The sequence below is a fragment of the [Actinomadura] parvosata subsp. kistnae genome (assembly GCF_900323885.1).
Taxonomy (GTDB): Bacteria; Actinomycetota; Actinomycetes; order Streptosporangiales; family Streptosporangiaceae; genus Nonomuraea; species Nonomuraea composti.
In genome coordinates, this window is sequence record NZ_OOHJ01000005.1 from 213568 (window position 1) to 233790 (window position 20223).

Here is a 20223-nt window from a genome sequence, read left to right on the forward strand (position 1 = left end):
GGCGTGAAGGTCGAGGCCACCCCCTTCCTGCGCGTCTCCGACCCGGCGGGGCGCCCGCTCCCGTGGGTGCTGGTGCGCGCGCCCGTCACCGGCCGCGCCCGGCACGCGCGGCTGGCCGCGCTCGCCCGGGACGGCCACCGGTTCGCCGGCATGACCAGCTACGCGGGCTTCCCCGGCCCCGGCTGGCGCGACGAGCGCGACTACGGGCTGCTGTGTGAGGCGTGGTTCCACTGCTTCCGCCACCCCGACCGGCATCTGCCGCCGCACGGCCCCCGCGCGCTGGTCAGCGAGTCGGACTTCACCGACCCCAGGCGCGTCGATCCCGCCCGGATCGCGGCGGCGCCGCGCGCCGACGTCGTCTGCGTGTGCGCCGCCCACCTCGCCGACCTGAAGAACTGGCCCCTGGTACGGCGCTGCCTGCCCCGCCTGCTCGCCGCCGGGCTGCGCGTGCTGGTCGTGGACCCGCCGGAGCGCGCGGCGCCGCCCGGGGCCGAGTTCACGCCCCGGCTGCCCTGGCCGCACCTGCTCGCCGCCGTCGCCGGGGCCCGCTGCCTGCTCGTGCCCGCCGTCCTGGACGCCTCCCCGCGCGTCCTGGCCGAGGCCCTCTGCCTGGACGTGCCGGTCGTGGTCAACCGGTCGATCCTCGGCGGCTGGAAGTACGTCAACGCGTTCACCGGCGTGTTCTTCGACGGCGCGGACGACGTTGTCCAGGCGGTGACGGCGGCCTGCTCGGGGACGCGGCGGCCGCGCGCGTACTTCACCGCCCACCACGGGCCGCTGCGGGCGGGCGCCGCCGTGCTGGCCGTCCTGCGCCGCCTCCAGCCTGACCTGCCCGCCGTGTCCCATGTGCTGCTCACCGCGGACGACGGCGGCGCTCGGCCGGAGAGACGTTGACGACCAGGCGCGGCCCGCCCGCCATGGGGGAGCGGTGGATCCACGCCGCCCGCGCCGGATGCTCGCTCCAGTGCCGGCGCACGTCCAGGTGACGGAAGAAGACCACCGCGCCCGGCGGCACCGCCCTGATGGCCGCGCCCGGCCGGACGAAGTCCGGGCACGCGTCCATCACGGCCGGCACCTCGCCCCCGCCCCTGGCCAGCCGCTCCCGCCTCGACAGGTACGCGTAGAAGCGGCGCACGTCCTCGACGTCCTCCGGCTCCACGTACTCCGTGCACGCCCCGTTGTAGACGCGCAGCGCCCCGAACGGCGGCGCCTGCGGCGCGACGGTGTCCACGTGGAAGCCGCACCTGCCGGTCGGCGCCTCGGTGAAGGCCCGCACCAGCACCCGCCTGATGCCGCCCAGCTCGCACACCCGCTCCACCAGGTCGAGCAGGTCGGCCAGCAGCGCGTACCGCAGCGGCGCCTCCAGCGCGGCCAGCGCCGCGCGCGCCCAGACGGTCACCTGCCCGGCCGTCACCCCCTCCAGCGAGACGCGCGGCACCGTGAGCCGGCCCGTCTCGACCGCGCCGGCCAGCGCGCCCAGCCAGCCCTCGCCGGCCTCCTCCACGATCACCGCCGTCACCCCGTCGTCCGACGCCGGCGCGGCGGCGTGGGCCCGACCGGTGACCCGGCACACCCCTGCGATGGCCATGCGGCCTCCTCCCGCGTGCGCGGCTACAGGCCCGAGACGGTCCAGGCGATCCCGTACCAGGTGTCGGCGGTGCCCGACCAGCGGCGCACGACGATCTCGTACGTCTGGCCCGGCGCCGCCGCGAACTCGGCGATCTCGTAGCTGTTGTCCCAGGAGCCGCTGCTCGCCACCCAGCCCCCGCCGGGCGCCCTGACGATCAGGTCGAGATCGACGGCCAGGAAGGAGACGATGGGCAGGCCGAACAGCGGCAGCTCCAGGACCGAGCTGTCCCACGCGAGGGCGACCTTCACCCGCGGCGCCAGCATGCGCCGCGGCACGCTCACCCGGTGGACGAACGTGGCCATGCGGTCGCCGCCGATGTCGGACGAGCGCAGCGTGCCCACGTCCCAGCCGCGCCGCGCCCCGGAGGAGTCCCTGACCTGGCGCGAGCGCGCGATCAGGGCGGCCTCCTGGCCGTCGAGAGCTCCGGAGCCGTCGCTCGCGTCCACGTGCGCCGCGAGGTCGCTCTGCCAGTCCGAGCCGCCCGGGTTGCGGCCGGCGGCGGCCAGCATGATCGCGCGGCAGCCCTCCGGCCACGACCGCAGCACCGCGTCCGCCTGCTGGATCAGCGCCACGCAGCCGGCCACCGCCGGGGCCGCGAGGCTCGTCCCCGACATGGTGGTGCCCACCGCGCTCACCCCGACGCCGTTGGCCGCCAGCTCCGGCAGCTCCCGGTCCGCGTGCGGGGCGGAGGGGTTGCGGAAGACCGAGTCGCCGGACATCGCGCCCGCCGTGTCGTCGTGGTTGCCGACGGTCAGGCCGTTGTAGCCCTTGTGGTTGACGTACTCGTCCTCGGGCGGATGGATGTCGTCGGCGTCGCCCTCCCAGTAGTTGCCCGCCGCCTGCACGATCGTCGGGTACGGCCAGTGCAGCGCCAGCCAGTCCTTGTAGACGTCGTCGAAGGACAGCACGGCCGAGCCCGGCTCGCTGGCCCGGTGGAAGCTCTGGCTGACCACGGTGCAGCCCTGGTCCCGCACCGCCCAGCGCAGCGCCTCCAGCCCGTAGTCGTTGGCGGAGAACAGCTCGCAGCCGGGCGCGTGGCCGTGCGGCCGGTCCGCCTCGACGTTCTTGACGACGGCGTGCGTGAGGCGGGCGTGGGTGCTGGTCGAGGGCGTCGCGGTGAACGAGCCCGCGATGTCCAGGTCCTTCACGTCGTCGGGCCCGCTCTCCCAGACGGCCACCCGCACGCCCCGCCCGGTGAGCGACAGGTTCTGCTGGGCCAGGTCGGACCTGGCCGCCTTCATCGAGTCGCCCAGGTCGTCCCGGCCCTCGCGCTCGTGCGGGAACAGCGCCGCGACCTCGTCCCGCCCCGCCAGGTCGGTGATCCGGTCGCGGGTCATCGTCGCGTAGACGACCGGCGCGACCGGGTCCGTGACGGCACGGTGGTCGTCGAACGCGTGCGCGACCAGATCGCGCAGGTGCCGCGTGACCCGCGCGACCTGCTCGCCGAGACGGCGCTCCTCCGGGCCCGGCTCGTCGGCGGCCCGCTCCGGGTCCTTGTCGAAGCGCGGCGTGTCCTCCGGCAACCTGGCCCAGATCGCCACCGGGATCCGCTCGTCGTCGCGCGCCCGGCGCAGCCGCTCGCCCAGCGTCTCGTGGATCCTGCCGTGACGCTCGGCGTACCGCCGGCTCACCTCGCCCAGCACCGCCTCCGCCTCGACCCTGCGGCCGTTCTCGTCGAAGGCCAGCTCCACGGGCTCGCCGGTCTCCTCGTCCGTGGCCTTGACCAGGTCGAGGAACGGCCCGTCCGGGCGCGTGCCGAGCGGCACCCGCGTGGTGCCGACCTCGCCGAGCACCACCCTGGCGTGGCCGTCCACGCGCAGCCGCGCGCCCAGCTCCAGCGGCCGGTCGATCACCGTGAACGGCACGTCGAACGGCTCGGTGAGCCGGTGGCCCTGCGTGCTCAGCAGCTCCCCGACGACCAGGCGGTGCCGGCCGTGCGGCAGCTCCCCGTCCGGACGCACCAGAGCCGTGCGGCCGTCGGCGGTGACCTCGACCCGCACGCGCCGGCCCCGGATGCCGATCGCCCCCTGCGCCGACCTCGCGTCGATCGCCTCGTCGCACGAGACGGTGATCTCGGTGTCCCGGGTGATGAGCGCGCCCGCTGGAACGCTGACAGAGATGTGGACGGACATGGCACCCCGCCTTCCTGGCTGAACCGGTACCGGGCCCGTGAAAAGAATGACCCCTGGCAAACCTGGCGAACTAGCCAGAGTCCCTGACCGTTCAGTAGCAAAAGCGGCACGCTGCGGAGAGCGGCGAAGATCACCCCCTCCCGGATCGCCGTCCCGTCGGGCATACTGATGCCGCCCGACCATGATCACTGACCCGAGCGGGGGCCGTTTGTGCTGAACGCCGACCACGATTCCGGGCAAGGCGTCAACCGGCGCCGGCTGCTGACCTCCGCCCTGGCCTTCGGCGGCCTGTCACTCGGGCTGACGGCGCTGCCCACGAGCGCGCAGGCCAGGTCCTCCCGCACCCGCCGCGCGGGCACCTGGGAGAACGTCGTCGAGAAGTCGTCCTTCGCCAGCCGCACGGCCTTCGACCGGGAGTGGAACCTCCTCTACCCCTGGGACGGCGACCGGACCACCCACAACGGCGCCGCCACGATGAAGGAGAGCCAGATCTCCCTGTCCGGCGGCGTGCTGACCCTGACCGCCACCCGCCTGTCCGCCTCGCCCGGCCTCAGCTCGCACCCGCCGCACGCCCCGCTGTGGTGGAACTCCGGCGCCGTCCACGCCAAAGAGCAGATCATCGTCAACGACCAGTTCCCCGAGTACGACATCGAGGGCGAGTTCAGGGCCGACACCGGGCCCGGCGTCTGGCCGGCGTTCTGGACGACCGGCGTCTGGCCGTCCTGGCCGCCCGAGTCCGACATCCTCGAGTACGTCGGCGCGCCCACCAACCTCTTCAACACCCGGAACAAGACCGCCACCGGCGACGCGCGAGAGCACCAGGACGGCGACAGCTACGTCACCCGCACCGCCGTGCCGGTCGCCGACCCCGGCGCGGAGTTCGTCAAGTACCGCGTCTGGATGTACAAGGACGGCGACGACGTCGGCCTCGAGTACTACCTCGGCGGCGACTGGGTGGCCGACCACGTCGGCAAGGGCTGGGCCGGCGTCCCCATGTGGCTCATCATCAACCTGCAGATGGGCAGCTACGCGTCGGGCCTGAACGGGCCGGGCGACGCCGGCTGGGCGGACCAGCTCCCGGGCCCCACCACCGACACCCGCCTCCAGGCCCGCAACGTGTGGGTCGGCCGCACCCGCGCCTGGTGACCCCCTGAGTCCACCGGCGGCCTGTCAAGAGTGTGTCGCGACACCATGTCAGGGACGGCTCCCGGCATCTAACGTGCGCTGCAACCCCCCAGAAGAGTCGTGCCAGCAGCGAGGAGCCGTTCCATGGCCGCCACTCTTTTCACCCGCGCTCTCGTCACCCTCCTCCTGGCCGTCCTGCCGTGGGCGGCCCTGTCCGTACGGCAGCCCGCCCGGGCCGCGTCCCTGACCCAGGTCACCTCGTTCGGCGCCAACCCCGGCAACCTCACCATGTACGCCTACCGCCCCGACGGGCTCGCGAGCGGACGCCCGCTCGTCGTCCTGCTGCACGGCTGCACCCAGAACGCCGACGGCTACTTCACCAACTCCGGCTGGCGCAAGTACGCCGACCAGTGGGGCTTCACCCTCGTACTCGCGCAGACCGGCAGCGCGAACAACTCCACCGGCTGCTTCAACTGGTTCCAGACCGGCGACACCACGCGCGGCCAGGGCGAGGCCGCCTCCATCCGCAGCATGGTCTCCTACGCCGTGTCCACCTACGGCTCCGACCCGCGGCGGGTCCACGTCAGCGGGCTCTCGGCGGGCGGGGCCATGGCGGCGGTCATGCTGGCCACGTACCCCGACGTGTTCGCGTCCGGCTCGATCGGCGCCGGCCTGGCCTACCGGTGCGCCACCAGCCTCACCCAGGCGTCCAGCTGCCAGTACGGCCCCACCAGCCGGACCCCGCGCCAGTGGGGCGACCTGGTCCGCGCCGCCCACTCCGGCTACCCGGGCCCGTACCCGCGCGTGGCCATCTGGCAGGGCCAGTCCGACTACACCGTGGTGCCCGCGAACGGCAGGCAACTGCGCGACCAGTGGACCGACGTCCGCGGCGTCTCCCAGACCCCGACCGCCACCCGCTCCCTCACCGGCGGCACCACCCTGACCGTGTACGGCGACGACGACGTACGCCTGTACGAGATCGCCGGCCTCGGCCACGGCCTCCCGGTCGACCCGGGCAGCGGCGCCGACCAGTGCGGCGCCACGGCCGCCTTCTTCCTGGACGCCATCTGCTCCGCCTACCACGACGCCCGCTTCTTCGGCCTCGACACCGACGCCCCGACCCCCACTCCCACGCCCACCCCGACCCCCACCCCGACGCCCACGGTGCCGGGGGCGTGCGTGCGGGCCAGCAACTACGCCCACACCACCGGCGGGCGCGCCCACCAGGTGAGCGGCTACACCTACGCCAACGGCTCCAACGACCCGATGGGCCTGTGGAACACCTTCACCATCCACAGCCTCCGCCAGACCGGCCCTGACCACTGGGTGCTCGCCGACGGCGAGTGCTGAGCGCCCCCTCAGCAGGTGTCTTTCCGCCCGGCCTCAGCCGCGCCGTCCGCCCGGCCGAGGCCGGCGTCGCGGGCCCGGCGTCGGGAGTCGCGGGTCCGGCGTCGGGCCCCGGCATCGGTCGGGGCCCGGCATCGGTCGGGGCCCGGCATCGCAGGCCCGGCAGCGCCGGTCGCTCCGGCACGGACGCAGTCCCCCACCCGCGCCCGTCACTCCCGCCCTCCTCACCCGCGCCCGTCACTCCGCCTTCGCCCTCGCCCCGCCCTTCGGCCACGCCCTCACCCCCGCCTTCGCCCTCGCCCCGCCCTTTGCCCCGCCCTCGCCCCCTCCTTCGCCCTCACCCGCGCCCTCACCCGCGCCCTCACCCGCGCCCTCACCCGCGCCCTCACCCGCGCCCTCACCCGCGCCCGTCACTCCCGCCTTCGCCTCGCCCCGCCCTTCGGCCACGCCCTCACCCCCGCCTTCGGCCATGCCCCCGCCTTCGGCCACGCTCTCGGCCACGCCCCCGCCCCAGGCGACGCCCCACCCCCGACCACAGCCACGAGGGCTTGGGCGAGCGCCCGCCACCCGTGGCCCTGCCGGTTCCTGCCCATCGGGTGCAACCACTGCGGCGTCCCCACGCGCCCGTAATAGAGCAGACCTTACAAACATTCCCAGATTTCCCCACGAGCACGTTGATCGTCCCTTAGCCGGCGTGCTAGTAATGAAGGAAACCTTCGTAAGACAGGAGTCGCCCATGCCGGTCGCGACCGCGTTACGGTGGCCCGGATGTGACAACGCCCGCGACCTGGGCGGCCTGCCCACCTCCGACGGCGGCCGCATCAGGAAGGGCGCCCTGTTCCGCTCCGACCGCCCGCGACCGGCCGGCGTCGAGGCGGTGCTGGCCTCCGGCGTACGGCTCCTCATCGACCTGCGCCTGCCCGCCGAGTGCGCGGCCGACCCGAGCCCGCTCGCCGGCCACCCCGTCTACCGCAACCTGCCGGTGCTGCGCGAGGAGGACACCGTCCTGGAGGCCATGGCCGAGACGCTGCCCGGCATCTACCGGGCCATCCTCGACCGGGGCGCCGACCGGATCGCCCGCGTCCTCGCCGCCATCGCCATCGCCCCGCCCGGCGGCGTGCTCGTGCACTGCCACGCCGGCCGCGACCGTACGGGGCTCGTCGTCGCCCTGGCCCTGACGCTGGCCGGCGTCCCCGACGAGGAGATCGCCCGCGACTACGCCCGCACCGCCGCCTGCCTGACCCCGGACCCCGGCGAACGGGCCCGCCGCCTGGCCGCGCAGATCACCGCCGACACGATGCTGGAAACCCTGGCCTACCTGCGCGAACGGTACGGCGGCGCGGTGCCGTACCTGGGGCTCGACGAATCACTCACGAGCCGGCTCAAAACCCGCCTGACCGAAGCACAGCCCGCTTCAAGCACCGCCGAATGAAGCACCGCCGGGTGAGGCGCCGCCGCTTCAAGCACCCCGATTGCAGCACAGCCGATCAAGCACCGCCGATTCAAGCAGCGGCAGGACCTTCAGGAGACGCATCGTGCTCAAGCGATTAGCCGCCCCGCTCCTCCTCCTAGCCTCCCTCCTCATCGTCCCCACTCCGGCCCAGGCCGCCACCGGCCGCGCGCTGACCGCCGCGGAGCTGGCCCAGGTGCGCCCGCTGACGTTCACCTCGACCCTCGCCGCCCGCGACACCGTGGCCGCCACGCTCCCGGTGACCAAGGTGAGCATGAGCACCGTCATCGGCGGCGGCTACACCACCCGCGCCATCTGCCACCCCACCAACCTCAGGCTCTCCGCCACGGTCACCGGCTTCTGCTGGAACACCACCGACGACACCACCGCCAACTGGTTCCCGCAGGGCATCACCGGCAGCGGCGACGGCGTGAACGGCTCCGTGCTCTACCCGCCCTGCGAGGGCTGCGCGGGCCGCAAGATCGTCGCGGTGAGCTGGCGCAGCGGCGCCTCCCACGAGTACGGGGCGAACCGGCTGGCCAGGGTCACGTTCGTGGACGTCACCGCAGGGACCGCGGGCGCGCCGTACCGGCACGCCCTGCTCGTCGAGCCCGACGGCAGCGCCGAAGGCTTTCGCGAGATCGCCAGCCACGCCGACGGCATCTCCTGGTACGGCAACAAGCTCTTCCTCGTCACCGGCGGCGACCCGGACGTGTCCGGCGGCGACCGGCTGGTCCGCGTCTTCGACCTCACCCACTTCTGGCGCATGAGCTCCACCACGTCCGGGAACGTCGGCTGCGCCGGCGGCGTCTGCTCGGCCGCGTTCTCGGGCTTCGCCCTGCCGCAGATCGGCTACTACCGGCTCAGCCCCTCCGCGGTCTGCGCCAGCCTCGACCTGACCAGGCCATGCCTGAACGGGGTCTCGCTCGACCGCTCCGGCACCGACCACCTGACCACCGTCGAGTACCGCAAGGGCGGCTCCGGCGGCAAGATCCTGCGCTGGCCGCTCGACGCCGCCACCGCCCTGCTCAGGACCGGCTCCGACGGGCTCGTCCGCCCCACCGAGGGGTGGTTCAGCCCGGTCTGGGACGTCCAGGGCGGCGTGTTCACCGGCGGCCGTGGCGTCCTCGTCGGGCTGTGCCCGGAAGGGTCGCCGTCCGTCACGTACATGCCGGGCGGGACCGCCAGCGTCTACGGGGAGTTCAGGAAGTCGTGCCTGCACCGCGTCACGCTCTCCGCCGACCGCGCCACGCTCGACGTCCACTACCTGACGACCGCTCCGGGCAACGCGCAGAACGTGTCCTACTGGCCGGCGAGCGGGGAGATGTGGCTGGTGAACGAGTTCCGCGGCGACTACGACGGCGTCTACGACAGCGACCGCCTGGTCCTGGCGGTGACCTGCCCCAACCTCGACTGCTGACCGACCTCCACCCCTTCCCCGCCTCCACCCCTTCGCGACCGCTTCCCCGCCTCCACCCCTTCGCCACCTTCGCCCCTTCGCCACCTTCGCCCCTTCCCCTGCCTTCGCCCCTTCCCCTGCCTTCGCCCCTTCCCCTGCCTTCGCCCCTTCGCCTGCCTTCACCCCTTCACCACCTTCACTGCTGCCGGGCTCCGCAACGGCCTGCCTGTGGGCGCCGCGCCCCGCTGCAGGTCAGCTCACCAGGGCGAGGTAGTCCGACACCGCCGAGACGTCGCCGGCATCGGAGATCAGCCCGACATGCCCATCCGGACGGATCACCACAAGAGTGCGGCCGGTGGCCCCGTAGGCGCGGGCAAGATGACCTTCGGCGTCGGCGACATCACCGGGTCCGACCGGCCGCCCGACGACCCGGAAGATCCGGAGCCCGGACGGAGGCGCTTCGACCGCGGGCACGGCCCCGAAGCACAGCAACGTGAAGTGCCCGCCGCGCGTCAACTCGAACAACCGCCGCTCACCACCTACGGTCATCAGCCCGGCCGCGTCAGGAGCACGGTCCCCGGCCCGCAGCGGTGAGCCCTCGACGCGGTCGCCGCCGTGGAGTGCCGCGCCCGTGTCGCGGTCGCCGGTTCGCAGTGGAGAGCCTCCGTCGCGGTCGCCGGCGTGGGGCAGGGCACCCTTGTCGCGATCGTCGGCGTGGGGCAGGGCACCTGGGTCGCGGTTTGCGGCTCGGAGCAAGGCAACCCTGTCACGGTCGTCGGCCGCGACAGGGGCGCTCTCCTCGCGGTCGTCGCGGGCCAGGGTGGAGCCGCGGTAGCTCACGCCGAGCTGCGTCGTGCTCGCGTCGCGGCGGGTGACGAGCCCGTTCTGCGCGAGCGTCTGCTTGAGCCGCGCGTCCGAGAGCGCGAGCACGCTGGCGCCGACCGGCCGCCGTTCGGCCTCGTAGCTGTAGAGCAGCGCGGGCGAGGCACCTTTCGCGACCGCGGCCAGTTTCCAGCCGAGGTTGTGCGCGTCCTGGATGCCGGTGTTCATCCCTTGACCGCCGGCGGGGGAGTGGATGTGCGCCGCGTCCCCGGCGAGGAACACGTCACCCTGGCGGTAACGAGCGGCGAGGCGAACGTTGGCCCGCCACAGAGACGCCCACCGCGGCTCGTGGAGGCGCAGGTCGGTGCGCCCGCTGCGCCGTTCGAGGATGGCCTGCATGTTGGCGAGGCCGAGCCCGGGATCCTGACCTGGCGCGATGCCCGCCTGATACTGGAAGAGGCCGGTAGAAGGCAGCGGGCAGAGGGTGACGAGACCCTCCTCGTGCCGCCACATGTGCCAGGCGTCGCGGTCGAGCCCGTCGACCTCGACGTCAGCGACGATCATCCGCACCTCCTCGCGGGTCTCCCCGTCGAAGGCGATGCCGGCCTGCTTACGGACGACGCTGTGCCCACCATCGCACCCGACCAGCCAGCGCGCGTTGATCGTCTCGGTCGCACCACCCTTGACGACCACCGCCGCCACACCCTCTTCCAACTGCTCGAAGCCGCCGAGCGCAGTGCCGAACTCGACGGCACCGCCCAGCTCCGCCAGCCGCACCCGCAGCGCTTCCTCGACCCGCCACTCGGGCGTGATCAAACTGGCCGGATAGGGGACGTCGGGACGAGCCACGGCCGTCCCACCGCCGCTCACCGTCACCCGCCCATCCGGAGCGGCCGAACGAATGGGCATCGCCATCCGCCCGTGAGCGATCACCCGTTCGACGACACCGAGATCGTCGAACACCTCCAGCGTGCGCGGCTGAACCCCCTTGCCCCGCGACCCGGGCTGCGGCCCGCCAGCAGCCTCGACCAGGCGAAAGGACACGCCGGCACGGGCCAGCTCGCAGGCCAGCGTCAACCCGGTAGGCCCGGCACCGACGATCAGCACTGGCACCATCGTGCTCGTCGTCTCGATCATCCGCACTCCTCGCAAGAAAGGAATTCCTTTCTATCCGAGAAGGAGGAGAATTGCCAAGAAAGGAAAAGCTTTCTATCCTGGGGTGATGATCACCGACCCGTCCCAGCCCGCCCGCCGTCGCCGGCACGGCAAACAACTCGAGTCCGAGCTGCTCACCGCCGCCTGGGACGAACTGGTCGAGACCGGATACGCCCGCCTGACCATGGAGTCCATCGCGGCCCGGGCCCGCACCAGCGAGCCCGTCCTCTACCGCCGCTGGCCCAACAAGGACCAGCTCGTCCTGGCCGCCATCCAGCACTACCGCGACACTCACCCGGTCCCGCTCCCCGACACCGGCGCCCTGCGCACCGACCTGCTCGCCCAGCTCACGGCTGTCAGCGAAGCCCTCGCCCCCTACTTCGCCATCGCCGCGGCCGCCGCGTTCTCGGGCCTGCTGGCCGACACCGGCCTGACCCCCGCGCAGGTCCGCGACCAGCTCATGGGCGCCCACCCCCTCTCGCCCGCCCGCGCCCTCTACCAGCGAGCCCACGAACGCGGCGAACTCGACCTGAAGCGCACCCCGGCCGCCGTCCTCGACCTACCCTTCGACCTGGTACGCCACGACCTGCTCATGAACCTCCAGCCCCCGCCCAGCGCCCGCATCCACTCGATCGTCGACGACCTCTTCCTGCCTCTGGTGCGGGGCGCGTAGGCCGAGCGCCAGTCAAAAACCGTGTTCACTGGCCACCGACCCCCAGGTGGCGGCGCGCGGTCAGCAGCTCTACCGCAGGCTGGACGAGCGGGGCGCCGTCCTGACAGCACTGCCCGGACCGATCACCTGCCGCGCAACGCGTCCGGCTCCGGACGGTCGGACGCGTCGCCGAGGAGCCGAGGAGCGGTCAGGAGATGGTGAGCGTGCCGTTCGGGTTACGGGCGCACGTGACGACCGTGCGGGGTGCCGCGGCTAACGCGCTGGCCAGGCACTGGCCAAGGACCGTGTGGCCGGCGGCATTCGGGTGCCACGACTCCTGGCAGGTCTGGAAGTAGGTGACGCAGGTGTTCGCCGCCCGCTGGATGTCGATCTTGTCCCAGCCGGAGAGGCTGGTGACGAACGTGCCGGACGGCCCGTCCTGCACCCGGACCGGCGTCGCGAGCGCACCCGCCGGGCTGCCGGGGTTCTCGCAGAGCCTGGCCCCGTCGAAAGCCCGCTGGACGTCCAGTACGCGCACGTCGGCCGCCGGACGTTCGGCTGCCAGCGTGGCCTGCGCGTTCTTGACCAGAGAGCCGAGGTTCTGGGAGAACGTGTGCCCAGGGGCGAGGCTCGCCCGATGGATCGGACACCCGGCGGCGTAGCGCTCGGCGCCTAAGGCGCGGAACTTGTCGCGGGTGTCGGTGCGGCCATCCTCCTCGTGGTACTGCGAGGCGAGGTCGGGCGGCAGGGGGTTGGTGTAGGTCTGCAGGATTACCTGGTGGGTACCATCGGCGTCGACCTGGGCGAGGGCGTCGAGAATCTGGCGCAGGGCCGCCGTGGTCTCGGTGGTGGCGGCGGCGACCTCGGAGTCGGTGGCCAGGTCGGAGGCGGTGCAGGGCTTCTGCGGCACCTCGCCCTTCAGATAGGCCCAGAACTCCCACCAGCCTGTCCAGGCGTCGGCGATGAAGCGGTTGGCACACAGCGTGGCCACGTCGCCGAAGGTGAACTGGGTGTTGTTGGAGCCCAGGCCGACGAGGACGACGTCGATGTCGTGCGTCTGGGCGACGGCGCGCAGCTGGTCGAGTTGCGAGGCGACGGTGCGGCCTTCGGGCCGGGCGCTTGAGGGGTTGGCGATGTCGGCGGGCTGCGCGCCGGAGCACGCGAGGTTGAAACGTTGCTGGATGCCCGGGAGCGACGCCGTGAACACCGAGGCGTTCGCCGACCGGTGGCAGAAGTAGGCGTTGCTGTTGGCCGCCGACCAGCCGGGGAAGCCCTGCACCGCACCGGAGGCGTCGACGACGGGCTGGTAATCGCCCGCGCCCTCGCCGCTGACGAAGCTGTCGCCGAGCGCGACGGCGGCAGTGGGCAGATCAGCACGCAGAGCTGCCTGCACAGGCCCGCCCTGTACGACCTGGACGCCGGCCGCGCTCACCAGGAGCAGGACGACCGCGGCGGCACGCTGCAGGAACCTCACAACCGCCTCATTTCCTACTACATAAGTACGAAATGCGCACGTGTGGATCACAACATGCCGCACCAACGGCGTCAACACTTCCAAGGGCCGCACTGATACGCCTCCTCACCGGATGGACGGGCGGGGTGGTGATGCCCCGGCGCGTTGCGGGGGTTTCCGTGGTGACGTCCTGCTCGCGTGTTGCGGGGCTTCCGTGGTGACATCCTGCTCGCCGTGTCGCGGGGCTTCCGTGGTGACATCCTGCTCGCCGTGTCGCGGGGCTTCCGTGATGACGTCCTGCTCGCGGGTCGCCGGGCTTCTGTGATGACGATCTGCTCGCGTGTCGCTGCTGTGTCAGATGCTGGTCTCGGTGGTCGGGCGGCCGTGGGGCGGGCTGCTTGCAGAAGGCGGGGAGGTGAGCATCGCCAGCCTGGGCGGGCATCGGGTCAGAACGGAAGGCTGGTGTTACAGAGTTCTCCTGGCTTCCCATCCTGAGGCGGTGGCCGAATTCTGGAAGGCCCTCGTAGGGGTTGTGGCAGGCCGGCGGTGCGGCCATCACCCCGAGCAGGGCGAGCCCCAAAGCGACTGTCACCCTGCGTCTCCTCGGCGACCGTTCAGATGGACAGGGCCGAGCGGCGGAGGGTCGTGGTGGGGTCGGCGGCGTGGCGGCGTAAGGGGCAGGCCCATACCGTCACGCGCCAGAGAGCCTCGAACAGGACGCCGGCGTTCATCTTGCTGGTGCCGTTCGTCCGGTCCACGAACGTGATCGGCACCTCCGTCACCACGTAGCCGAGGCGGACGGCTCGTAGCGTGAGGTCCACCTGGAAGCAGTAGCCGCGGGACTCCACCTCGCCGCGCAGGATCTCCTCCAGCGCGGCGGCTCGGTAGACGCGGAAGCCGCCTGTGGCGTCGGCGACGGGGAGGCGCAGGGCGGTGCGGACGTAGCGGTTGGCCAGGCGGGACAGGAGCTCTCGTCTGCGGGGCCAGTTCGCCACGCGGCCGCCGGCGGTCCAGCGGGAGCCGATGACGAGGTCGGCCTGCTGGGCCGCGCGCAACATGGCGGGCAGGCGCTCGGGCGGGTGCGAGCCGTCGGCGTCGATCTCGGCCAGCAGGTCGAAGCCGCGCTCCAGGCCCCACCGGAAGCCCGCCAGGTACGCGGCGCCCAGCCCTTCCTTGCGCTCACGGTGCAGGACGTGGACGCCGTCGAGGGCGGCGGCGAGGTCGTCCGCGATCTGGCCCGTGCCGTCGGGGCTGTTGTCGTCCACGATGAGGATGTCGGCGGCGGGCGCGGCCGCGCGGATCCTGGTGACGATGGCGGGCAGGTTGTCACGTTCGTTGTACGTCGGCGTGATGACCAGGACGGTGCTCATGATCGCTCCTCAACTCGCATGCTGGTAGTCGGCCCAGGCGCTCGTCCACGGGGCTCGCGGGCCCGAGCAGACCGTGATGGGCAGGCCCTGCTCCTCGTTCGCGACTCCGGTGCCGTGGTCGACGACCCCGGCGGACTCACAGGTGGTGAAGCGCGGCCGCAGCCGCTCGGGCGGCAGCCCCACGGCGACCACCGTCCGCGCCGTCTCCGGCGGTGGGCCCTGGCGCCACAGCTCGTTGTGCCCGCTGTAGACGGGGATGCCCGGCGCGAACCGGTTCAGTGCGCCGGCCTCGCCATAGTTCGCAGTGATGACGACCGTGCCGGGCGGCAGCGCCCGGTGCACCGCGGCCACCTGGGCGGCGAACCGCGGCCAGCCCACCGACTCCCTGGGCACCTCGTTGGGGGAGGAGCTGAGCGCCGAGAGCGGGAGCAGCGGCAGCGCCACGGCGATCCCGATGGCGGAGGTGCCGAGCAGGCCGCACCACACCGTACGGAACCGGGCGCGGCGGGCCTCCATCCACGTGGCGACGGGCACGCAGCCGGCCGCGAAGGCGAAGATCACGCTGCCGGCGACGTAGTCGGCGCGGCCTCCTGACGCCCAGCCGAGCAGGACCGTCACCAGGACCGTGATCGCGAGCGGCCGGGTCTCCCGCCGCCGGCGCAGCCACCACCACCCGGCGACGGCGATCGCGAACGCCCCCATGCTGAGCAGCGCCACCAGCATCGGCACGAACATGACCCGGTTGATCGGCTCGCTCAGCGTGGCGGCCATGGTGAGCTGGGGCCAGCCCTTGAGTGCCTGGTAGAGCACGTTCGGCGAGGCGAGCAGCGCGGCCAGGAGCGCCCCCGACCAGAACCATCTGTCGGCGAACACGGCGCGCGGCCCCTTCACGGCCAGCCCGACGGTGACGAGCAGGCCGGTGGCCAGCCCGGTGAGCAGTAACAGGATGAGATGCTTGTTGAACGTGGCGGCCCCCGCGACGGCCCCGGCCGCCAGCCACCAGCGCCCGTCGCCGCGCAGCAGGGCCCGCAGCACGCACAGGACGCAGGCCGTCCAGAACACGAAGTCGGCCGACTGGGTCAGCAGCGTGTGCCCGGCGACCAGCGGGAACATCCCCGTGCCGAGCCCGGCGGCGGCCAGCGTCTGCGCGCCGCGGCGGCCGCCCAGCTCCCGCGTGATGGCGGCGCCGAGCAGGATCAGCAGCCCCGCGCACAGGGCGGGCACGACGCGCAGGCCCACGAGGGTGTCGCCGAACAGGGCCGTGGACAGCCGGGCCAGCAGCGGGGTCAGCGGAGGCTGGTCGAAGTATCCCCAGGCGGGGGTCTGGCCGAGCAGCCGGAAGTAGAGCTCGTCGCGGTGGTAGCCGTAGAAAGGGCTCAGCAGGAGCAAGGTGGCGACGACGGCGGCGGCGACGGAGCCGGTGGCCCGCCAGGCGATCGGCGGGAGCGGGGTAGCGGCGGCGGCGGTGGCGGCGGTGCGCTGCGGGCTGGGGGTCTGGAGCAACATGCCCCAACGTTCGCCGATGGCCTGCCCGCCCGTCGTCTGGCCGTGGGCGGAACGTGGGTCAGACCTCAGGCATAGGAGACGGCTCCCCTGGGCGTACGACGCCGTGGTCGAACGCGAAGACGACGGCGGCGGCGCGGTCGCGTACCGCCAGCTTGAGGAAGATCCGGCCGACGTGCGTCTTGATCGTGCCCTCGCCGAGCACGAGATGGCGGGCGATCTCGGCGTTCGTGAGGCCCCGGCCGATGAGTTTCAGCACGTCGAGCTCGCGGGAGGTGAGCTCGCCGAGCCGCCGGGCCGCGTCGGGGTCGGTCACCGGATCCGTGCGGTAACGCCGCAGAACCCGCCCGCACACGGCCGGATCCAGCCAGCCGTCACCCGCCGCCACCGCGCGCACGGCCCGCTGGATGTCCTCGGCCGGCGCGTCCTTGAGGCAGAAACCCGACGCGCCCGCCCGCAGCGCCGCCGCCAGCACGGCGTCCTCGCCGAACGTGGTCAGCACCAGGACGCGGGCGGCCGGATCCGCGGCCAGCAGGGCCCGCGTCGCCTCCACGCCGTCCATCCGCGGCATGCGGATGTCCATGACGACCGCGTCGGGACGCGCCCGCGCGACCTCCGCCAGCGCCGCCTGGCCGTCGGCCGCCTCGCCCACCACGTCGAACCCGTACGGCTGGCGCAGGATCGTCCGCAACCCGGCCCTGGCCAGCTCCTGGTCGTCGACCAGCACCACCGAGATCATGCCGGCAGCTCCGCCCGCACGACCCACCGGTCGTCCTCGGGGCCGGCGGTGACCTGGCCGCCGACCATGCGCACCCGGTCGGCCATCGCGCGAAGTCCCATGCCGCCATTGTGCCGGGACGGGCGGCCGGGTAAGACGTTCGCGACCGTGGCCAGCACGGCGCCGTCCTCCGCGACGCGCAGCCGCACCTCCACCGGGCAGCGCGGGGCGTGCCGGCTGGCGTTGGCCAGCGCCTCCTGCACCAGCCGGTACAGCACCATGCCCGTCGTCGGGCCCACCGACGGCAGCTCGCCCTCGACGCCGGTCTCCAGCTCCAGCCCCGCCGTCCGGTACTCCTCGAACAGCTCGGGCAGCCGGGCCGCCGTCGGCTGCGGGGCGACCACGGCCGGGTCGGCGCCCTCCTCCGCCAGCACCCGCACCACCTTGCGCAGTTCCGCCATGCTCTGCCGGGCCAGCCGCTCCGCCTCGGCGACGCCCGCCGCCGCCTCCTTGGGGTCGTGCTCGAGCGCCAGACGTACCCCGCCCAGGTGCAGCACCGTCACGGCGAGCGTGTGCGCGACGATGTCGTGCAGGTCGGCGGCCAGCCGCTGCCGCTCCGCCAGGGCGGCGGCAGCGGTCGCGGCGCTCTCCGCGCGGTGCAGCCGCTCGCCCACCGCGATCCGGTAACGCACCACCCAGCAACCCCAGAAGACCAGCGTCGCGGCCGCCAGCCAGTTCGGCCAGCCTGGGTCCGGCGTCGTGTACGCCGCCGCGCCCACCACGCCGAGCGAGGCGAGCCACATGACGACACCCGGCCACAGCCGCAGCGTCAGCGCGACGAACCCCACGTAGCAGACCAGGATGAACCAGCCGATGCTGTTGATCGCGAGCGCGGTGAGCGCGGCGATGGCCACCGGAGCCAGCAGCCCGGCCACCTCGGCGGGACGGCCCGGCGCCGTGCGGACCATGACGAGGCAGGCGGCGACGAAGGCGACCCCTCCGGCGAGCGACCATGCCGTGGCGGCGGGCCACAGGCAGTCGCAGCCGTTCGTGCTGGTCTGCGCCCACGTCAGGGCGACCAGGAGCACGAGCAGCGCGAAGCCGGCGGGGTACAGCCAGCGGGGAGTCATCACCACATCGTAGGAACCGGGCGTGCCGCACGCATCAGCCCCGAGACATACCCGCCCTCTGTCTACGGGCAGAGGCGGGCGCACTTTGGTCAGACGGCCGGACGAAGGTGGGCGCGGACGGCGGCAGGCGTGGACGGCGGGGGTGGGTGGCCGGTGGTCACGGCGCGCGACGTCGCGCTCATGGGCTGCTACGTGGACGGTTCCGCGGTCAGGGGCGTGGCTGGGTGCGGCTCGGTGCGCGGAGGCATGGATGGGCGTGGTTTCGTGGTCGGGGCCTGGGCGGGTGCGGCTCCGTGTGCGGAGGCATGGATGAGCGCAGCTCCGAGGTCAGGGCCAGCGGACGCGGGCCTTGTGGTTGAGGGTCTGGGCGGGTGTGGCTCCATGGTCAGGGCTTGGGGGTGGGCGCGGCCTCGTGGTCAGGGGTCTGGACGGGTGAGGCTCCCTGAGCAGAGACCTGGATGAGCGCAGCGCCGTGATCAGGGGGCCGGCGGACGCGGGCCTCGTGCTCAGGGGTGCGGCTGGGCGGCGGTCTTGTGGTCAGGGAGCTCGGCAGGGCGCGGCCGCGCGTTCATGGGGTCGTGGTGGTGTCCGGGCGGGGGCGGAGGGCGTCGGTGAGGAGGTCGAGGAGGCGGGTCGTCTGGTCCTGGGGGGCGCCGGCGGTGATGGCGAGGAACACGCCGACGAGCAGCGTCGTGACGTCCTCGGGCTGGACGTCGCCGCGGAGCGTGCCGGTCGCGGCGCCCCGTTCCAGGAACTTGGCGACCGTGGTGGTGACGCGCTCGCGTGAGGGAGGCGCGATGCGCCCTGAGGAGAATCCGGCGCGCAGCGTCTCCGTCATGCCGCGCTTGGTGGCGACGAACGCGGCGTACCGCTCCATCCAGGCCCGGAGCGCCATGTCGGCGGGATGCTCGTCGAGCAGGGCCGGGACGATGGCGGTGACGCTGTCGAGCTCGGCGGCGTAGACGGCGTCCACGAGGCTCTCGCGGGTGGGGAAGTGGCGGTAGAGGGTGCCGATGCCGACCCCCGCCTCGCGGGCGATGGCCTCCAGCGCGACCGGCCCGTCGGCGGCCGAGAAGGCGGCCTGGGCGGCGGCGATGAGCTTGTCGCGGTTGCGCCGCGCGTCGCGGCGGACCGGCTGGCCTGCGGGATCGGACGGCTCTTCCGGGTTTTTGGACGACGGCGTCGCGGACCGGCTCAAAACGGAGGCACCTCCGGTAGTGTTAGGCTGAGTCGTAACGGAGGTCCCTCCGTTTCACGTATTCTCTCATGAGAGCAGGTATGACGTGACATCCCAAGGTATGCCCGCCTCCGGTACCGCATCCCAGGTCGCGCGCCCCGGCGGCACCGGAACGATGGCCGGTCGCACCGTCTCACGCGTCGGGTACGGCGCCATGCAGCTGGAGCGCCTGAGCAACGACCGCGACGCCGCCGTGGCCCTGCTGCGCCACGCCATCGACCTCGGCGTCGACCACGTGGACACCGCCCAGTTCTACGGCCACGGCTTCGTCAACGACGTCATCCGCGAGGCCCTCCGGCCGGACGACGACGTCCTGGTGGTCAGCAAGGTCGGCGCCGTCTCCGTCCCCGACGGCCCCATCCCGCTGCGCCTCGCACAGCGGCCCGAGGACCTGCGGGCCGGCGTCGAGGCCAACCTCGCCGCGCTCCAGGTGGAGCGGATCGACGTGATGAACCTGCGGCGCGTCGACTCCGGCATCAGCGTCCCCGTCCCCGACGACCAGGTCATCGACCTCGACGACCAGCTCGCGGAGATGATCGCGCTGCGCGACGAGGGCAAGATCGGCGCGATCGGGCTGAGCAGCGTGAGCCAGGACGTGCTGCGCCGCGCCCTGCCCGCCGGCATCGTCTGCGTGCAGAACGTGCACAGCCTCGTCGCACGCGAGGACGACGACCTGCTCCGGCTCTGCACCGACGAGCAGATCGCCTGGGTGCCCTACTTCCCGCTCGGCGGCGCGCTCCCCGGCCTGGCGAAGGTGACCGACGAGCCGGCCGTGCTCGCCGCCGCCGAACGGCTGGGATGCACCCCGGCACAGGTCGGCCTGGCCTGGCTGCTGCACCGCGCTCCCAACGTGCTGCTCATCCCGGGCACCGCCGACGCCGCCCACCTCGAAGCGAACCTCGCGGCCGGCTCGATCGTCCTCGACGAGGAGACCCTCGCCGCCCTTGACGCGATCCCGACCCGCCCGTTCCCCACCCTGCACGGCTGAGGGAACCCCGGCCCCCTGCACGGCTGTCGAGCCTCGGGCCCGGCTCACTTCGCGCCCCGCGGTCCTGACGGGCCTCGGCCTGCAGCTTCGCCGGACGGGTGCCCCGCCAAGG

The 20223-nt window shown here is 73.1% G+C and carries 16 protein-coding genes; 7 read left to right on the forward strand and 9 right to left on the reverse strand.

The annotated features are described in order from the left end of the window. Positions 1 to 3 precede the first annotated feature (3 nt). The gene (locus KIS93_RS02355; RefSeq protein WP_080037850.1) at positions 4 to 894 is read left to right on the forward strand and encodes a glycosyltransferase; all 891 of its coding nucleotides are present in this window, start codon (positions 4 to 6) and stop codon (positions 892 to 894) included. Here KIS93_RS02355 and KIS93_RS02360 read toward each other — a convergent pair. Both KIS93_RS02360 and KIS93_RS02365 read right to left on the reverse strand, forming a co-directional pair. Further along, positions 854 to 1588: a DUF1826 domain-containing protein gene (locus KIS93_RS02360; protein ID WP_080037851.1), complete on the reverse strand. Its 735-nt coding sequence runs from the start codon at positions 1586 to 1588 to the stop codon at positions 854 to 856. The two genes, KIS93_RS02355 and KIS93_RS02360, sit on opposite strands and share 41 nt — an antisense overlap. A gap of 23 nt (positions 1589 to 1611) precedes the next feature. Then, complete coding sequence (locus KIS93_RS02365) at positions 1612 to 3762, reverse strand: S8 family serine peptidase (protein WP_080037852.1); 2151 nt, start codon at positions 3760 to 3762, stop codon at positions 1612 to 1614. A 210-nt stretch (positions 3763 to 3972) separates the two neighbouring features. Here KIS93_RS02365 and KIS93_RS02370 point away from each other — a divergent pair, with 210 nt between their 5' ends. From KIS93_RS02370 to KIS93_RS02385, 4 genes are all read left to right on the forward strand, one after another. Next, on the forward strand, positions 3973 to 4908 hold the full coding sequence (locus KIS93_RS02370; RefSeq protein WP_222107181.1) for a LamG domain-containing protein: 936 nt from the start codon (positions 3973 to 3975) through the stop codon (positions 4906 to 4908). A gap of 123 nt (positions 4909 to 5031) precedes the next feature. Next, a complete protein-coding gene (locus KIS93_RS67220) occupies positions 5032 to 6237 on the forward strand; it encodes an extracellular catalytic domain type 1 short-chain-length polyhydroxyalkanoate depolymerase (protein WP_080037853.1) in 1206 nt (401 codons plus the stop codon). A 733-nt stretch (positions 6238 to 6970) separates the two neighbouring features. Beyond that, entirely contained in the window at positions 6971 to 7666 is a 696-nt protein-coding gene (locus KIS93_RS02380) for a tyrosine-protein phosphatase (protein WP_080037854.1), read from the forward strand. Between the two features lie 103 nt (positions 7667 to 7769). Then, positions 7770 to 9104: a hypothetical protein gene (locus KIS93_RS02385; RefSeq protein ID WP_080037855.1), complete on the forward strand. Its 1335-nt coding sequence runs from the start codon at positions 7770 to 7772 to the stop codon at positions 9102 to 9104. 231 nt (positions 9105 to 9335) lie between these two features. Here the strand turns inward: KIS93_RS02385 and KIS93_RS02390 are convergent, their stop codons facing one another. After that, on the reverse strand, positions 9336 to 11042 hold the full coding sequence (locus KIS93_RS02390; RefSeq protein ID WP_222107182.1) for an FAD-dependent oxidoreductase: 1707 nt from the start codon (positions 11040 to 11042) through the stop codon (positions 9336 to 9338). Positions 11043 to 11127: 85 nt separating this feature from the next. Between KIS93_RS02390 and KIS93_RS02395 the strand changes: the two genes are divergently transcribed. After that, a complete protein-coding gene (locus KIS93_RS02395; RefSeq protein ID WP_080037856.1) occupies positions 11128 to 11733 on the forward strand; it encodes a TetR/AcrR family transcriptional regulator in 606 nt (201 codons plus the stop codon). A 187-nt stretch (positions 11734 to 11920) separates the two neighbouring features. Here the strand turns inward: KIS93_RS02395 and KIS93_RS02400 are convergent, their stop codons facing one another. From KIS93_RS02400 to KIS93_RS02425, 6 genes are all read right to left on the reverse strand, one after another. Further along, positions 11921 to 13186, reverse strand: a complete 1266-nt coding sequence (locus tag KIS93_RS02400) for an SGNH/GDSL hydrolase family protein (RefSeq protein ID WP_155126820.1) — start codon at positions 13184 to 13186, stop codon at positions 11921 to 11923. Between the two features lie 593 nt (positions 13187 to 13779). Further along, positions 13780 to 14535, reverse strand: coding sequence for a polyprenol monophosphomannose synthase (locus KIS93_RS02405; RefSeq protein WP_080037857.1), 756 nt, complete (start codon positions 14533 to 14535; stop codon positions 13780 to 13782). A gap of 9 nt (positions 14536 to 14544) precedes the next feature. Next, positions 14545 to 16041, reverse strand: a complete 1497-nt coding sequence (locus tag KIS93_RS02410) for an ArnT family glycosyltransferase (protein ID WP_080037858.1) — start codon at positions 16039 to 16041, stop codon at positions 14545 to 14547. Positions 16042 to 16099: 58 nt separating this feature from the next. Continuing rightward, complete coding sequence (locus tag KIS93_RS02415; RefSeq protein WP_080037859.1) at positions 16100 to 16777, reverse strand: response regulator transcription factor; 678 nt, start codon at positions 16775 to 16777, stop codon at positions 16100 to 16102. Beyond that, positions 16774 to 17886 (reverse strand): sensor histidine kinase, encoded by a 1113-nt coding sequence (locus tag KIS93_RS02420; RefSeq protein ID WP_080037860.1) that lies wholly within the window; start codon positions 17884 to 17886, stop codon positions 16774 to 16776. Before KIS93_RS02420 ends, KIS93_RS02415 begins: the two co-directional genes overlap by 4 nt. A gap of 568 nt (positions 17887 to 18454) precedes the next feature. Continuing rightward, a complete protein-coding gene (locus KIS93_RS02425; protein ID WP_080037861.1) occupies positions 18455 to 19084 on the reverse strand; it encodes a TetR/AcrR family transcriptional regulator in 630 nt (209 codons plus the stop codon). Between the two features lie 154 nt (positions 19085 to 19238). Here KIS93_RS02425 and KIS93_RS02430 point away from each other — a divergent pair, with 154 nt between their 5' ends. After that, the gene (locus KIS93_RS02430; protein ID WP_222107183.1) at positions 19239 to 20111 is read left to right on the forward strand and encodes an aldo/keto reductase; all 873 of its coding nucleotides are present in this window, start codon (positions 19239 to 19241) and stop codon (positions 20109 to 20111) included. Positions 20112 to 20223: the final 112 nt, after the last annotated feature.

Excerpts from the sequence above, each read along its gene's own strand:
- KIS93_RS02380 (WP_080037854.1), top strand. The coding sequence starts at position 6,971 with ATGCCGGTCGCGACCGCGTTACGGTGGCCCGGATGTGACAACGCCCGC.
- KIS93_RS02360 (WP_080037851.1), bottom strand. The coding sequence starts at position 1,588 with ATGGCCATCGCAGGGGTGTGCCGGGTCACCGGTCGGGCCCACGCCGCC.
- KIS93_RS02415 (WP_080037859.1), bottom strand. The coding sequence starts at position 16,777 with ATGATCTCGGTGGTGCTGGTCGACGACCAGGAGCTGGCCAGGGCCGGG.
- KIS93_RS02395 (WP_080037856.1), top strand. The coding sequence starts at position 11,128 with ATGATCACCGACCCGTCCCAGCCCGCCCGCCGTCGCCGGCACGGCAAA.
- KIS93_RS02420 (WP_080037860.1), bottom strand. The coding sequence starts at position 17,886 with ATGACTCCCCGCTGGCTGTACCCCGCCGGCTTCGCGCTGCTCGTGCTC.
- KIS93_RS02430 (WP_222107183.1), top strand. The coding sequence starts at position 19,239 with ATGGCCGGTCGCACCGTCTCACGCGTCGGGTACGGCGCCATGCAGCTG.
- KIS93_RS02405 (WP_080037857.1), bottom strand. The coding sequence starts at position 14,535 with ATGAGCACCGTCCTGGTCATCACGCCGACGTACAACGAACGTGACAAC.
- KIS93_RS02390 (WP_222107182.1), bottom strand. The coding sequence starts at position 11,042 with ATGATCGAGACGACGAGCACGATGGTGCCAGTGCTGATCGTCGGTGCC.
- KIS93_RS02410 (WP_080037858.1), bottom strand. The coding sequence starts at position 16,041 with ATGTTGCTCCAGACCCCCAGCCCGCAGCGCACCGCCGCCACCGCCGCC.
- KIS93_RS67220 (WP_080037853.1), top strand. The coding sequence starts at position 5,032 with ATGGCCGCCACTCTTTTCACCCGCGCTCTCGTCACCCTCCTCCTGGCC.
- KIS93_RS02365 (WP_080037852.1), bottom strand. The coding sequence starts at position 3,762 with ATGTCCGTCCACATCTCTGTCAGCGTTCCAGCGGGCGCGCTCATCACC.